Annotated in this window: 13 protein-coding genes; 9 read left to right on the top strand and 4 right to left on the bottom strand. The window is 63.3% G+C overall.

What is annotated here, in order from left to right; translation table 11 throughout:
- Positions 1-15: 15 nt before the first annotated feature.
- From F8N80_RS23235 to F8N80_RS23195, 9 genes are all read left to right on the top strand, one after another.
- A complete protein-coding gene (locus F8N80_RS23235) occupies positions 16-792 on the top strand; it encodes an enoyl-CoA hydratase (protein WP_150746476.1) in 777 nt (258 codons plus the stop codon).
- A gap of 51 nt (positions 793-843) precedes the next feature.
- The gene (locus F8N80_RS23230; protein WP_150746477.1) at positions 844-1,704 is read left to right on the top strand and encodes an enoyl-CoA hydratase/isomerase family protein; all 861 of its coding nucleotides are present in this window, start codon (positions 844-846) and stop codon (positions 1,702-1,704) included.
- A 48-nt stretch (positions 1,705-1,752) separates the two neighbouring features.
- Entirely contained in the window at positions 1,753-2,949 is a 1,197-nt protein-coding gene (locus tag F8N80_RS23225; protein ID WP_150746478.1) for an acyl-CoA dehydrogenase family protein, read from the top strand.
- Positions 2,950-2,960: 11 nt separating this feature from the next.
- Positions 2,961-4,103 carry an acyl-CoA dehydrogenase family protein gene (locus tag F8N80_RS23220; protein WP_150746479.1) on the top strand — a complete coding sequence of 381 codons (1,143 nt, stop codon included), beginning with the start codon at positions 2,961-2,963 and terminating at the stop codon, positions 4,101-4,103.
- A gap of 62 nt (positions 4,104-4,165) precedes the next feature.
- Entirely contained in the window at positions 4,166-4,915 is a 750-nt protein-coding gene (locus F8N80_RS23215) for an electron transfer flavoprotein subunit beta/FixA family protein (protein WP_150746480.1), read from the top strand.
- Complete coding sequence (locus F8N80_RS23210; RefSeq protein WP_150746481.1) at positions 4,915-5,877, top strand: electron transfer flavoprotein subunit alpha/FixB family protein; 963 nt, start codon at positions 4,915-4,917, stop codon at positions 5,875-5,877. Before F8N80_RS23215 ends, F8N80_RS23210 begins: the two co-directional genes overlap by 1 nt.
- Positions 5,870-7,384, top strand: a complete 1,515-nt coding sequence (locus F8N80_RS23205) for a 3-hydroxyacyl-CoA dehydrogenase (protein WP_150784768.1) — start codon at positions 5,870-5,872, stop codon at positions 7,382-7,384. Before F8N80_RS23210 ends, F8N80_RS23205 begins: the two co-directional genes overlap by 8 nt.
- Positions 7,385-7,386: 2 nt before the next feature.
- Positions 7,387-8,589 (top strand): 3-oxoadipyl-CoA thiolase, encoded by a 1,203-nt coding sequence (locus F8N80_RS23200; RefSeq protein ID WP_150784767.1) that lies wholly within the window; start codon positions 7,387-7,389, stop codon positions 8,587-8,589.
- A gap of 35 nt (positions 8,590-8,624) precedes the next feature.
- Positions 8,625-9,806 (top strand): acyl-CoA dehydrogenase, encoded by a 1,182-nt coding sequence (locus F8N80_RS23195; protein ID WP_150746484.1) that lies wholly within the window; start codon positions 8,625-8,627, stop codon positions 9,804-9,806.
- Between the two features lie 112 nt (positions 9,807-9,918).
- Here F8N80_RS23195 and F8N80_RS23190 read toward each other — a convergent pair whose 3' ends face one another.
- The 4 genes from F8N80_RS23190 to F8N80_RS23175 form a co-directional block, all read right to left on the bottom strand.
- Positions 9,919-10,608 (bottom strand): nitroreductase, encoded by a 690-nt coding sequence (locus F8N80_RS23190; RefSeq protein WP_150746485.1) that lies wholly within the window; start codon positions 10,606-10,608, stop codon positions 9,919-9,921.
- Between the two features lie 87 nt (positions 10,609-10,695).
- Positions 10,696-11,463, bottom strand: a complete 768-nt coding sequence (locus tag F8N80_RS23185) for a MaoC family dehydratase (protein WP_150746486.1) — start codon at positions 11,461-11,463, stop codon at positions 10,696-10,698.
- Positions 11,464-11,468: 5 nt separating this feature from the next.
- Complete coding sequence (locus F8N80_RS23180) at positions 11,469-12,227, bottom strand: 3-hydroxybutyrate dehydrogenase (RefSeq protein WP_150746487.1); 759 nt, start codon at positions 12,225-12,227, stop codon at positions 11,469-11,471.
- 14 nt (positions 12,228-12,241) lie between these two features.
- A complete protein-coding gene (locus F8N80_RS23175) occupies positions 12,242-14,194 on the bottom strand; it encodes an AMP-binding protein (RefSeq protein ID WP_150746488.1) in 1,953 nt (650 codons plus the stop codon).
- Positions 14,195-14,210: the final 16 nt, after the last annotated feature.

Raw genomic sequence — 14,210 nt, 5'->3', positions numbered from 1 at the left:
CAAGAGGTAGGTGACATGGCTTTCCTGAACATCCTTGTCGAACAGCGTGCGGCCGTTGGCCTGATCCGTCTTAATCGCCCGACTGTCCATAACGCCCTCAATGACACCTTGATGACCGAGCTGGGCCAGGCGTTGCTGGCCTTCGAGGCCGATGAGCAGATTCGGGCCATCGTCATTACCGGCAACGACAAAGCCTTCGCCGCCGGCGCCGACCTCAGCGAATTGCAGTTCAAGGGATTTTCCGATGTGTACCTGGAGGATTTCGTCACGGCCAACTGGGAAACCGTCACCCGCTGCCGCAAACCGGTGATTGCCGCGGTTGCCGGCCTGGCGCTGGGGGGGGGCTGCGAGCTGGCGATGATGTGCGACATGGTCATCGCCGCCGACAACGCCCGTTTCGGCCAGCCTGAAGTCAAGGTCGGCACGTTGCCCGGGGCCGGCGGTACCCAGCGCCTGACCCGCGCCATCGGCAAGGCCAAGGCGATGGACCTTTGCCTGACCGGGCGTTTCATGGAGGTCGATGAGGCCGAGCGCTGCGGCTTGATCAGCCGCGTGGTGCCCCTGGCCGACTTGCTTGATGAAGCCTTGGCTGTCGCCGAGCAAATCGCCGGTCACCCGGCCTTGGCGGTCAAGCTCAACAAAGAGGCGATCAACCGGGCCTTCGAAACCACTCTGGCGGAGGGTGTGCAGTTCGAACGGCGTTTGATGCACGCCAGTTTCGCCAGTCAGGACCAGAAGGAAGGCATGCAGGCCTTCGCCCAGAAGCGCAAGCCGGTGTGGACCCACCGCTGAGAAGTGCGATTGATTGGCAAGCCGCATAACAACAAGAAGAGGAACTGTCCGATGACTGCAGTCGTGCAAATGACCCGCGAGGGAGGCGTGGCCTTGATCCGGGTCGACAATCCACCGGTCAATGCCCTTGGACACGCCGTGCGCGCCGGCCTGCTGAACGCCTTTATCGCGGCCGAGCAGGACGAGCGAGTCGAATTGATCATGCTCTATTGCGAGGGCAAGACCTTTATCGCTGGCGCTGATATTCGCGAGTTCGGCCAGCCTGCCCAGGCGCCGATCCTGCAAGAACTGACCCTGGCCATCGAGAACGGCAACAAGCCTTCGCTGGCGGTGTTGCACGGTTCAGTGCTGGGCGGCGGACTGGAAATCGCGCTGGGCTGTCACTACCGCATTGCCCACAGTGCCACTCGGCTGGGCTTGCCGGAAACCCGTCTGGGCCTCTTGCCCGGCGGTGGCGGCACCCAGCGCCTGCCGCGCCTGGTGGGTGTGGAAACCGCGCTGGACATGATCCTCACGGGCGAGCCGATCGAGGCGGACCAAGCCTTGGGACTCGGTCTTGTGGACGCTCTGTTCGACGATGAGCCTCTGGCCGCAGGCCTCCAGTATGCGCGGCAGCTGTTGGCCAACCGGGCCCCAGTGCGGCGCGTCGGCCAGATCGAGATGTCCACGACGTCTGCCAGGGACAGCGCATCGATTGCCGCCCGGCGCAGCGAAATTTGCCGAACCCAACCTGATTCGTTCTCGGCACCGCGCTGCCTTGCCGCAGTGGACGCGGCGACCCGGATGCCATTGATCGACGGCCTGCAGCACGAGCGTGCGCTGTTTCTCGAATGCATGGCATCACCCCAGCGCGCGGCGCTGATCGAAGACTTCTTTGCCCGGCGCCAGGCGGCCAAGAACCGTCAAAGCTGAACCCGCGGCCAGCCTGGAGTTGGCCTGACTATCGATCGAGGACTTTGCATGGACATCCACTACACACCTGCCGAGCTTGAGTTCCGTACCGAGGTGCGTGCCTTTCTTCGTGACGCGCTGCCGGCAGACATCGCCACCAAAGTTCGCCTGGGCAAGCGTTTGAGCAAGGACGATCACCAACGCTGGCAGCGGATCCTCGCCCGGCGCGGCTGGTACGCGGCCAATTGGCCGCTGGCCTTTGGTGGCACCGGTTGGGGCGTGGTGCAAAAACACATCTTCGAGGAGGAGTGCGCCGCCTGCGGAGCGCCGCGCCTGATCTCCTTCGGAGTCAACATGGTTGCCCCGGTGATCATGAAATTCGGCAGCCCGGCACAGCAGGCACATTACCTGCCGCGCATTCTTTCGGGTGAAGACTGGTGGTGCCAGGGCTATTCCGAACCAGGCGCAGGCTCGGACCTGGCCAGCCTCAAGACCCGCGCCGTGCGTGAGGGTGAGCACTATGTGGTCAACGGCCAGAAGACCTGGACCACCCTCGGCCAGCACGCCAACATGATTTTCTGCCTGGTGCGCACCGACAGTGAAGCCCGGCAGCAGCGGGGCATTTCCTTCCTGCTGATCGACATGACCACGCCCGGTATCAGCGTGCGCCCGATCATCACCCTTGAAGGCGAGCACGAAGTCAACGAAGTGTTCTTCGACAACGTCCGCGTACCGGTGCAAAACCTGGTGGGTGAAGAGAATCAGGGCTGGACCTGCGCCAAGTACCTGTTGACCCACGAGCGTACCGGGCAGGCGGGTATCGGCCAGTCCAAGGCGGCGCTGGCGCACCTCAAGCAGGTCGCCCTGCAGGAATTGCGCAACGGTCGGCCGTTGCTGGAGGACCCGCAGTTTCGCTTGCAGGTCGCCGAGGTGGAGATTCAGCTGCTGGCCATCGAGATGAGCACCCTGCGCATCCTCGCGGCAGCCCAGGCGGGCGGGGTGCCCGGCGCCGAGAGTTCGATCCTGAAGATCAAGGGTTCGGAAATTCGCCAGGCCATCAGTCACTTGCTGCGCAAGGCGCTGGGCACCAAGGCGTTGCCTTTTGTCGAGTCGGAACTGCACGACGACTTCTGCGGTGTCCCGCTGCACACCGACTACAGCGCCGCTCCCGCCAGCCAGTATTTCAACCTGCGCAAGCTGTCGATCTACGGCGGCTCCAACGAAATTCAAAAGAACATCATCGCCAAGATGATTCTTGAGCTTTAAGGAGGCACGCAATGGACTTCACACTCAGCTCCGAGCAGCAGATGCTGCAAGACACCGTGGCCCGACTGGCCCGCGATCACTACAGCTTTGAAGCGCGGGAAGGTTACTACCACAGCGAAGCCGGCATGAGCCCGGCGTTCTGGAACCAGATGGCCGAACTGGGCCTGTGTTCGGTACCGATTGCCCAGGAACATGGCGGCTTTGGTGGCAGCGGCGTGGATAACATGCTGATCATGACCGAGCTGGGTCGCAACCTGTGCCTGGAGCCGTTCTTGCAGTCGCAGATTCACGCGGCCGGTCTGTTGCAGCAACTGGGCGATACCAGCCAGCAGGCAGACCTGTTGCCGCAAGTGGCTGAAGGCTCGCTGCAATTGGCGGTGGCTTTGGAAGAACTGCAAAGCCACTACCAATTGCACGATGTGCAGACCCAGGCGCGCCCGGTCGAGGGGGGCTGGTGTCTGTCCGGACGCAAGATTGCAGTGGTTGGCGCTGCCAGTGCGGGGTTGATCCTGGTATCGGCGCGCACCGACGGTGATGCGCGTTGCGAACAAGGCATCAGCCTGTTCCTGGTCGAGGCGCAGGCCCACGGGCTGCAGCGTCGCGATTACCCCTGCATCGATGGCCCACGTGCCAGCGACCTGATCCTCGACGATGTGTTTGTGGCCCGGGGCGCTTTGCTCGGCAACGTCGGCGAGGCCTTGCCGGCCTTGCGTTATCAGCAGGGTCGCGCCATTGCCGGGCAGTGCGCCGAAGCCATTGGTGGCATGCAGGAAGCCTTCCGCCTGACCCTCGACTATCTCAAGACGCGCAAGCAGTTCGGCGCGCCGATCGGCAAGTTCCAGGTGTTGCAACACCGCATGGCCGACATGCGCGGCGAGCTGGAAATGGCCACTTCCATGGCCATCCTTGCGGCCTGCGTAGCCGATGAGGCCGACAGCGACGAGCGCTCCCGGCAACTGGCCGCGGCCAAATTCGTGGTGGTGCGCGCAGCGCGCCTGATGGCCGAGCAAGCGATCCAGTTGCACGGCGGTATCGGCATGACCTGGGAGTACAGCCTGGCTCATCACGCCAAGCGTCTGGTGATGTTGGGGCATCAGTTGGGTGATGACGACCACCATCTGCAGGCCTACGCAGACTTGCTGCGCAGCGCCTGATCAATCACTTCAAGCGGTGACCGCCTCGGGCACAGGTCGCCGCGCCAAGACGGGAACACACTATGAAAGTACTGGTGGCGGTAAAGCGTGTGGTGGATTTCAACGTCAAGGTCCGCGTCAAGGCGGACAACTCTGGCGTCGACCTGGCCAACGTCAAGATGGCGATGAATCCCTTCTGTGAAATTGCCGTGGAAGAAGCGGTGCGCCTGAAAGAACAAGGCATTGCCACTGAGGTGGTGGTCGTCAGCATCGGCAGCAGCGCGGCACAGGAGCAACTGCGCACGGCGCTGGCGCTGGGGGCCGACCGCGCCATCCTCGTCGAATCTGCCGAAGATCTGACTTCCCTGGCCGTGGCCAAGCTGTTGAAAGCGGTTGTCGACAAGGAACAACCGCAACTGGTGATCCTCGGCAAGCAATCCATCGACAGTGATAACAACCAGACCGGCCAGATGCTCGCGGCATTGAGCGGCTACGGTCAGGGCACTTTTGCTTCGAAAGTCGCCATCAGCGGTGACAGCGTTGCGGTGACCCGCGAAATCGACGGCGGCGCGCAGACGGTTGCCCTGAAACTGCCGGCCATCGTCACCACCGACCTGCGTTTGAACGAACCGCGCTACGCGTCGCTGCCCAACATCATGAAAGCCAAGAAGAAGCCGCTGGAGGTGCTCACACCCAGCGCTCTGGGCGTCAGCTGCGCTTGCACCGTGCACACCTTGAAAGTCGAAGCGCCGGCCGCTCGCAGCGCCGGGATCAAGGTCAAGTCGGTGGCCGAACTGGTCGAGAAACTGAAAAACGAGGCGAAGGTAATCTAATGGCTATCCTGGTTATCGCTGAACACACTCACGCAGCACTGGCAGCTGCCACCCTCAATACCGTGACCGCGGCTCAGCAGATCGGTGGCGACATTCATGTGCTGGTCGCAGGTCAGGGCGCTGGTGCCGTGGCAGAAGCGGCGGCGAAGGTGGCTGGCGTGACGAAAGTGCTGCTGGCCGACAACGCCGCCTACGCTCACCAACTGCCGGAAAACGTCGCTCCTTTGGTCGTCGCTCTTGTTCAGGACGCAGGGGCTGACCGCTACAGCCACATCCTGGCTGCCGCCACCAGTCACGGTAAAAATATTTTGCCGCGAGTTGCCGCGCAACTGGATGTGGATCAGATCTCGGAGATCATCGCGGTCGAAAGCGCCGATACCTTCAAGCGCCCGATCTATGCGGGTAACGCCATCGCGACGGTGCAGTCGACTGCCGCCATAAAGGTGATCACCGTGCGCGGTACCGGGTTCGACGCCGCTGCCGCCGAAGGTGGCAAAGCAGCCATCGAAGCCCTCGCCACGGTCATCGACAGCGGCCGGTCGGCTTTCGTCAGTGAAGCGCTGGCCAAGTCCGATCGCCCGGAGCTGACCGCCGCGAAGATTGTCGTGTCCGGTGGCCGTGGCATGCAGAACGGCGACAACTTCAAACACCTCTATGCGCTGGCCGACAAGCTCGGCGCGGGCGTGGGTGCGTCGCGCGCTGCCGTCGATGCCGGTTTTGTGCCGAACGACATGCAGGTCGGCCAGACCGGCAAGATCGTGGCGCCGCAGTTGTACATCGCCGTGGGCATCTCCGGGGCGATCCAGCATCTGGCCGGCATGAAGGACTCCAAGGTCATCGTGGCGATCAACAAGGACGAAGAGGCGCCGATTTTCCAGGTGGCCGACTACGGGCTGGTGGCGGATCTGTTCGACGCCGTGCCGGAACTGGAACGGGCGATCCGGGGAGGTGCTTGTGAATAGTTTCAAACAAATCGGTGTGATCGGCAGCGGTGCCATGGGCCGGGGAATCGCTCAGCTGTTCGCTACCGCCGGCGTTCCGGTGTTGCTGTATGACAGCCGCAACGAAGCGACTGAGGAGGCGTTGCAAGCCAACCGGGCACTGCTCGAGCGCTCGGCAGCCAAGGGCAAGTTGAGCCGTGAAGCACTGGCGACCGCACTGGCCTGCATGCGGCCGGCCGTAAGTCTTGAGGCCCTGGCCGATTGTGATGTGTTGATCGAGGCGATCGTTGAAAACCTCGAGGCCAAGCAGGGGCTGTTCCGCGCGTTGGAGCAAGTGGTCAGGGCCGACGCGGTGCTGGCAACCAACACCTCATCCTTGTCGGTCAGCCTGATTGCCAGTGCCTGTCGGCATCCCGAGCGGGTGGCCGGGTTTCACTTTTTCAACCCGGTGCCACTGATGAAGATCGTCGAAGTGGTCCGCGGTGAGCTGACCGACCCGCAGGTGGTCGAGCGCCTGGCGGCGTTGGCCGGGCATGCTGGACATTTTGCCGCGACGACGCCTGACTCCCCAGGCTTCCTGGTCAATCATGCCGGTCGGGCCTTCGGTCCGGAGGCCTTGCGTATCCTGGGCGAGGGGATTGCCACCCCGGCGCAAATCGATCGCATCCTCAAGGACAGCCTGGGCTTTCGCATGGGGCCGTTCGAGCTGTTTGACCTGGTGGGTCTCGACATTTCCCAGGCGGTGATGGAGTCGATCCACACCCAGTTTTACCAGGACCCACGCTATACACCGTCGGCGCTGGTACCACCCCGCCTGGCCAGTGGTTTGCTGGGGCGCAAGACAGGGCAGGGCTTCTATCGCTACCAGGACGGTCGTGTGGTCGAGGAAGCGCCGCAGGCGCCGCCGCAGGTGGCCATCACCCAGCCGTTCTGGCTGGACTGCGGCGACTCGGCCATGCGCGAGCGGATAGCGGCGGTGCTGTCTGTCGCCGGAGTTGTTCTGGAGCAGAGCGATCAGCCCAGTGCGAACGCCATCTGCCTGGTGACGCCGCTAGGCGAGGATGCCAGCAGCGTGATTGCCCGCAAGCGGCTGCCGCCGCGACGCAGCCTGGCGCTGGAAACTTTCGTCGGTTTCGACACGCGCCGCGTCCTGATGCGCCAGCCGGCGCTCGACGCGCAGGTACTGGCACAGGCACGCCAGGCCCTGGGCGCCGATGGCGTGCCGGTGGAAGTCATCAACGACTCGCCGGGCTTCATTGCCCAGCGCGTGCTCGCCGGGATCGTCAACCTGGGTTGCGAGATTGCCCAGCGCCGTATCGCCGAGCCCGCCACCTTGGACCGTGCGGTGCAGTTGGCCCTCGGTTACCCCCATGGTCCGCTGGGTTTTGGTGACCATTATGGTGCGTTGCAGATCCAGCAGATCCTGCACCAACTGCATGAGCTGTACCAGGAACCGCGCTATCGGGTCAGCCCCTGGCTGCGGCGCCGGGTCCAGCTCGGCCTGCCACTGACCACTGCCGAGGATTGAGCATGACGGCCTATATTTATGATGGTTTGCGTTCGCCGTTCGGTCGCCACGCCGGGGCTTTGGCTGATGTGCGCCCCGATGACCTGTTGGCCAGTGTGGTGCGTGCCCTGGTGGCGCGTAACCCGTTCGACGTGCGCGACTATGAAGACCTGATCGCCGGCTGCAGCAGCCAGGCAGGTGAGGACGGGCGCAACCTGGCGCGCCACGTTGCCCTGCTGGCCGGTCTGCCGACGGCGGTGGGCGGTTTGACCGTCAACCGCCTGTGCGGCTCCGGCCTGGCCGCGGTACTGGATGCTGCCCGCGCCGTGCAGGTCGGCGAAGGCGAGCTGTTCATTGCCGGCGGCGCCGAGAGCATGAGCCGCGCACCTTTCGTCGTTGCCAAGGCGCAAAGCGCCTGGTCACGGGACTTGCGCGTCTATGACAGCAGCATCGGCGCACGCTTCCCCAACCCCAAGGTTGAGTCCGAATTCGGTGCCGATTCGATGCCGGAGACGGCCGACAACGTCGCCCGTGAGCTGGGTATCAGCCGCGAAGACGCCGACACCTATGCCGCCCGCAGCCAGGCGCTGTTCGAAGCAGCGGTGCAGGACGGTTTCCAGGCCGGTGAAATCTTGCCGATCGAGGTGCCACAGGGACGTAAGCAGCCGCCGAAGATTGTCGAGTGCGACGAGCATTCGCGTCCGCAAAGCACCTTCGAAGCGCTGTCGCGCCTTCGCCCACTGTTTGACGGCGGCGTTGTCACTGCAGGCAATGCCTCGGGCATCAACGATGGCGCGGCTGCGCTGCTGATTGGCTCGCGCGGCATCGGTGAGAAGGCCGGTCTAAGACCTCGGGCGCGCATTCTGGCCGGTGCTGTGGCCGGTGTCGAACCGCGCCTGATGGGGCTCGGGCCGGTGCCTGCCTGCCGCAAGGCCTTGCAGCGCGCCGGCTTGACCCTGGCCGACATGGACCTGATCGAAATCAACGAAGCGTTTGCTGCGCAGGTGCTGGGCTGCGCCAAACAGCTCGGCCTGGCCTTCGATGATCCGCGCCTGAACCCCAACGGTGGCGCCATTGCCGTCGGTCACCCGCTCGGTGCTTCCGGTGCCCGTCTGGCCTACAGCGCGGTGCGTCAGCTGGAACGCAGCAACGGGCGCTACGCCCTGGTCAGCTTGTGCATTGGCCTGGGCCAGGGCATTGCCTGCGTGATCGAACGCCTCGACTGACAAACACCACAAGAATGAACCCGGAGAAAACACCCATGGCCAACAAGGCAAGCTTCAACTGGATCGACCCGCTGCTGCTGGATCAACAACTCACCGAAGAAGAGCGCATGGTGCGCGACAGTGCCCAACAGTTCGCCGCTGACAAGCTGGCGCCCCGGGTGCTGGAGGCTTTTCGTCATGAACAGACCGATCCTGCGATCTTCCGCGAGATGGGCGAGACCGGCTTGCTCGGCGCCACCATTCCCGAGACTTACGGCGGCAGCGGCCTGAACTATGTGTGCTATGGCCTGATCGCTCGCGAAGTCGAGCGGGTCGACTCTGGCTACCGCTCGATGCTGAGCGTGCAGTCCTCGCTGGTGATGGTGCCGATCAACGAATTCGGCAACGAAGCCACCCGGCAGAAGTACCTGCCGAAGCTGGCCAGCGGTCATTACATCGGCTGCTTCGGCCTGACCGAGCCGAACCATGGCTCTGACCCGGGTTCGATGATTACCCGGGCGAGAAAAGTCGACGGCGGCTACCGTCTGACGGGCAGCAAGATGTGGATCACCAACAGCCCGATCGCCGACGTGTTCGTGGTCTGGGCCAAGGACGATGAAGGGCAGATTCGCGGCTTCGTCCTGGAGAAGGGCTGGCAGGGTCTGAGTGCGCCGGTGATCCACGGCAAGGTCGGCCTGCGTGCGTCGATTACCGGTGAAATCGTCATGGATAACGTGTTCTGCCCTGAAGAGAACGCCTTCCCGGATGTGCGTGGTCTGCGCGGTCCGTTCACCTGCCTGAACTCGGCGCGTTACGGCATCGCCTGGGGCGCGCTGGGTGCGGCGGAAGACTGTTGGCACACCGCGCGCCAGTACGTGCTGGATCGCAATCAGTTTGGTCGCCCGTTGGCGGCCAGCCAGTTGATCCAGAAGAAGCTGGCGGATATGCAGACCGAGATCACCCTGGCCCTGCAAGGCTGCCTGCGCCTGGGAAGGATGAAAGACGAAGGCACGGCGGCGGTAGAAATCACCTCGATCATGAAGCGCAACAGCTGTGGCAAGTCGCTGGATATTGCGCGGCTGGCGCGCGATATGTTGGGCGGCAACGGCATCAGCGATGAATTCGGCGTGGCCCGTCATCTGGTCAACCTGGAAGTGGTCAACACCTACGAAGGCACCCATGACGTGCATGCGCTGATCCTGGGTCGTGCGCAGACCGGAATCCAGGCGTTTTTCTGATAGCCCGATGCAATATCCAAGGCCGCCTTCGCCGGCAAGCCGGCTCCTGCAGGTAATGCCGTTCAGTTATGCGAATGCGGTCCTACATTCCTTAACTGAACGGCATTAGCTCCTACAGGGGCGCGTGCTCTTTGAAGCCGTGGAATGAAGTGAAGGCGGCCACCGGCTCACGCTGTGTCTGCAGGCTGTTTTCCGGTGCATTGCGGTCTTCATGTCCCAGTGCGATGCCGCAGACCAGGATGTCTTCATCCGCCAGCGGCACATGACGGCGGACGATCTGGTGATACCAGGCGAACGCGGCTTGGGGGCAGGTGTGCAGGCCCTGGCCACGCGCGGCGAGCATGATGTTCTGGATGAACATGCCCAGGTCGATGTAGCTGCCGGTATTGAGTCGTCGGTCGAGGCTGATCAGCAGGCCGACCGGCGCGTCGAAAAAGTGGAAATTGCGCAGGTTCTGGCGTTCGCGTGCCTGCAAGTCGTGTCGGTCGATGCCGAGCGCTTCATACAGGCCGAAACCGGAGGCGCGACGGCGGCTCTGATAGGGTTCGAACCAGTTGTCCGGATAATACTGATATTCGGGATCATGTTGCCCGGTTTCAGCCGCCGTGGATTCAAGGATGTCGGCGCATAGCGACTGCTTGGCATCGCCGGTCAGCACATGCACATGCCAGGGCTGCAGGTTATTGCCGCTGGGCGCCCGTGAAGCCACCTTCAGAATATGTTCGATCACCGGTTTCGAGATGCCAATGGGCAGAAAGCGGCGCACTGACTTGCGTGAACGTATGGCGTTATCTACATGCATGGATTGTCTCCGGGTTGAGAGGCGAGCAGCCCTTGAGTGAGCGTATTGCCGGGTTTTTTGCGATTGTCCAATGGCGCCTTTAACCCGTCAGTCGAGTTCGGCATAGCCTCTGATTCGAATGCGATCGTTTTCGTTGGCCAATATAAGGTGGCGGCTGCTGGCGCCTGTCTGGTACAGCCTTGGCTGGTCTCCCAGGGCAATGGGCGACAGGAATCGCACGCCAAAACGTCGCAAGCGCGTGCCGGGCAACAGCGCGCCCAATAGCCCCATTCCGAGCATTCCCTGGGCAAATACATCCGGGTGGCCGGCCTGGTGTGCAACGGCCGGATCCAGGTGAACACGGTTGTCATCCCCCGACGCGCGGGCAAATGCCTGGATCAGCTCACGACTGACGACGGTCGCGGTTCGGGCCGGTTGCCGGTCTTGCGACTCGAATGCCGGCCCGGTGCCTGGCGTTCCCGGTTGCGGGAGGGCCACATAGATACTGAGCATCTCGCACGCCAGGGAGCCGGTCGGGGCGAACAGGCGGGTTTGTTTGTGCAGCAGGCTGAAACGTGGCTTGTTGATGACCTCGCTGAGGCGGGCTCTGCTGCGGTAGACCTGGCCCGGCTGCAAGGGGCGGTGGTAGTGGAAATGCTGTTCGCCGTGCAACAGTTGATGCGCCTCAAGGCCGGTCAGCGTGAACAGCTGGTTAACCACCCCGTGATCCATGTCTGCACTGAAGGCCAGGGTTGGCGGCGGCTGGTTGCAGCCAGGGGAGATGCCAAGGGCATCATTGAGCGCCATTACCCGTTCGGGCTCGAACGACCATGGGTATTCAGGAAACCGGTAGCCGGTGAGCGCCGTGAGAAACATGACGCTCACCAGCCGCCGGCAACGCTGAGCGACTCGCCGGTAATGGCGCGCGCAGCGTGGGAAGCCAGGTAAACCGCACTGTCGCCGATCTCGCTCGGCTCCAGCAGGCGCTTGAGGGGTTGGCGCGCAAGGATGTGCCGTTGCAGGGCTTCTTCCTCGCTGATGTGGTCCTGGGCGGCCAGTTGCGGCAACTGCTTTTCCACCAGCGAGGTGCGCACGGCGCCAGGCAAAATGGCGTTGGCGGTGATGCCCCGGTTGACCGTTTCCAGTGCCAGTGTGCGGGTCAGGCCGATCAGCCCGTGCTTGGCGGCGACGTAAGCGCTTTTATAGGGCGAAGCCAGTTTGCCGTGCACCGAGGCGATGTTGATGATGCGTCCGTTGTGTTGCTTGAGCATGCTCGGCAGGGCGTGCTTACTCATCAGGAAGGGCCCTGTCAGCATCACCGCCAGCAGGGTGTTCCATTGGCTCAGCGGAAAGTCTTGCACGGGCGCGATGTGCTGCAGGCCGGCGTTGTTCACCGGTACATCGACGCAAGGTCTCTCGGACAGCAATTGTTGGTAAAAGGCGACGATCTGCGCCTCGCTGGTCACGTCCACGGCAAAGGCGCGGGCGTTGGGTAATTGACTGGCAGCCTGTTGCGCGGCGGCCAGGTTGATGTCGCACAAGGCCACGAAATCACCTTGCGCGGCGAAGGCCCTGGCAATTGCCAGGCCGATGCCCTGCGCTGCGCCCGTGACTACGACGGTACGTTGTGTCTGGCTCATGTCGGCACTCCTGTTCAGGCCGGTTGCAGGCGGCAGCGACTGACGGTGCCAAGGGCGGCGAGGTTTTCCATCGACGTCAGGTCGCCGGCGTCCAGCCCCAGGTAAGCGGCGCGAATCACCCGGCGCATGACCTTGCCGTTGCGAGTCTTGGGCAGCTCGCTGACGTAGTGCAGGCATTTGGGGCGCATGGCCTTGCCCAGCCGGGTGTCGATCATGCCGAGCAGTTCCAGCTCCAGCACAGTGGTCGCTTCGGTGCCTGGATGCAGCACCACGAAACACACCGGTGTCTCGCCCTTGATGTCATCGGGAATACCTATGGCGCCGGCTTCCAGCACCTGGGGGTGGCTGACCAGGATCGACTCCATCTCGGCCGGGCCGATACGCTTGCCGGCTACATTCAAGGTGTCGTCAGAGCGCCCGGTAATGGTCCAGAAGCCTTCGCCATCGATGATCGCCCAGTCACCGTGCACCCAGGTCTGCGGGAAACGGTTGAAGTACGAATGTTCATAGCGCTGCGGTTCCTGCCAGAAACTTTGGGTCATGCCGATCCACGGCTGTCGCAGAACCAGCTCGCCCAGCGTCTGGCGCACCGGCTGACCCTCGGTGTCGCAGACGTCTGCCGCCATGCCCGGCATGCGACTGTTGAAGGTCACCGGGGCAATGGGCTTGATCAGTACGTTGGTCAGGATGCCGCCACCGATCTCGGTGCCGCCCGCATAGTTGATGATGGGGTAGTGACCCTGGCCGACGGTATTGAACAGCCACAACCAGGGCTCCGGGTTCCACGGTTCGCCGGTCGAGGTGAAAGTGCGCAGGGCGCTCAGGTCATGGCCCCGGGCAATGGCATCGCCATGTTGCATCAGTGAGCGCACAAGGGTCGGCGATACGCCGATGTGGGTGGCACGATGGCGCGCGCCCAGCTTCCACACCCGGTCCGCTTGCGGGTAATCCGGCGAGCCTTCATAGATGACGGCACAGGCGCCGTTGATCAGACTGCCGAAGACCACCACCGGGCCGGTCAGCCAGCCCATATCGGTGATCCAGAACAGGCGGTCGTTCTGCCCGACGTCCATGCACAAGCCGACATCCAGCGCCGCCTTGAGCGGGAAGCCGCCATGGGTGTGGACCGCGCCCTTGGGTTTGCCGGTGGTGCCCGAGGTGTAGATGATCATCATCGGCGCCTGGCTGTCCACGACCACTGTCGTGCACTGACTGCCGTCGCAGGCTTGCAGCGCGGCAAAGTCCAGGTCGCGGGTTGGGTGCCAGGGGATTTCACGCCCCAGGCGGCGCACCACGACGACCTTGTCCAGTGACGGGCACAGATCGGCGGCCTTGTCGGCTTCTTCTTTCATGGCGATCACTTTGCCGCGCCGCATGAAGCCATCGGCGGTGATCAGCAGCTTGGCACCGCAGGCGTCGATGCGGGTGGCCAGGGCTTCGGCGCCATAGCCTGAAAAGGCGGGGGTGAAGATGGCGCCTAGCTTGACCACGGCCAACAGAGCGACCACGGTTTCAATCAGCATCGGCATGTAGATGGCGACACGGTCGCCGCTGACCACGCCCAGTTCGCTCAGGCCTTGGGCAACGTTGTTGACCCGGCGCGCCAGTTCGCCATAGCTCACTTCAAGGCTCTGGCCATCTTCGCTTTCCCAGATCAGCGCGTTGTTCTGCGCTTGCAGCGGGTCGGCAGCCCAGCGCTCCAGCGCCGTGCGCACAATGTTGAGTTGGCCGCCCTCGTACCAGCGCGGATGCTGGATGCCGCCAGCGGCGTTGAGCGGCGTCTGGCAAGGCTGGTCCCAGACGACGCCGAGGGCTTTTTCCAGGGCGCTGGCGAACCACTGGGGATCGTTGGTGGAGCGCTCGAGGAAGGCGTCATAGTCGCGCTCGCCCAATTGTTGCATCCACTGATGCAGGCGGGTGCTTCGGATATAGTCGGCGGATGGTGTCCAGACGGCGGAGTTGTTCATGGTCATGTCCTTATCG

It is taken from the genome of Pseudomonas fluorescens (genome assembly GCF_902497995.1).
GTDB classification, from domain to species: domain Bacteria; phylum Pseudomonadota; class Gammaproteobacteria; order Pseudomonadales; family Pseudomonadaceae; genus Aquipseudomonas; species Aquipseudomonas fluorescens_BK.
The sequence above is the reverse complement of the archived record's forward strand: the minus strand, read 5'-3'. Positions and strand labels throughout refer to the sequence as shown.

Coding starts and splice junctions, on each gene's coding strand:
- F8N80_RS23235 (WP_150746476.1), top strand. CDS start 16: ATGGCTTTCCTGAACATCCTTGTCGAACAGCGTGCGGCCGTTGGCCTG.
- F8N80_RS23230 (WP_150746477.1), top strand. CDS start 844: ATGACTGCAGTCGTGCAAATGACCCGCGAGGGAGGCGTGGCCTTGATC.
- F8N80_RS23225 (WP_150746478.1), top strand. CDS start 1,753: ATGGACATCCACTACACACCTGCCGAGCTTGAGTTCCGTACCGAGGTG.
- F8N80_RS23220 (WP_150746479.1), top strand. CDS start 2,961: ATGGACTTCACACTCAGCTCCGAGCAGCAGATGCTGCAAGACACCGTG.
- F8N80_RS23215 (WP_150746480.1), top strand. CDS start 4,166: ATGAAAGTACTGGTGGCGGTAAAGCGTGTGGTGGATTTCAACGTCAAG.
- F8N80_RS23210 (WP_150746481.1), top strand. CDS start 4,915: ATGGCTATCCTGGTTATCGCTGAACACACTCACGCAGCACTGGCAGCT.
- F8N80_RS23200 (WP_150784767.1), top strand. CDS start 7,387: ATGACGGCCTATATTTATGATGGTTTGCGTTCGCCGTTCGGTCGCCAC.
- F8N80_RS23195 (WP_150746484.1), top strand. CDS start 8,625: ATGGCCAACAAGGCAAGCTTCAACTGGATCGACCCGCTGCTGCTGGAT.
- F8N80_RS23190 (WP_150746485.1), bottom strand. CDS start 10,608: ATGCATGTAGATAACGCCATACGTTCACGCAAGTCAGTGCGCCGCTTT.
- F8N80_RS23185 (WP_150746486.1), bottom strand. CDS start 11,463: ATGTTTCTCACGGCGCTCACCGGCTACCGGTTTCCTGAATACCCATGG.
- F8N80_RS23180 (WP_150746487.1), bottom strand. CDS start 12,227: ATGAGCCAGACACAACGTACCGTCGTAGTCACGGGCGCAGCGCAGGGC.
- F8N80_RS23175 (WP_150746488.1), bottom strand. CDS start 14,194: ATGAACAACTCCGCCGTCTGGACACCATCCGCCGACTATATCCGAAGC.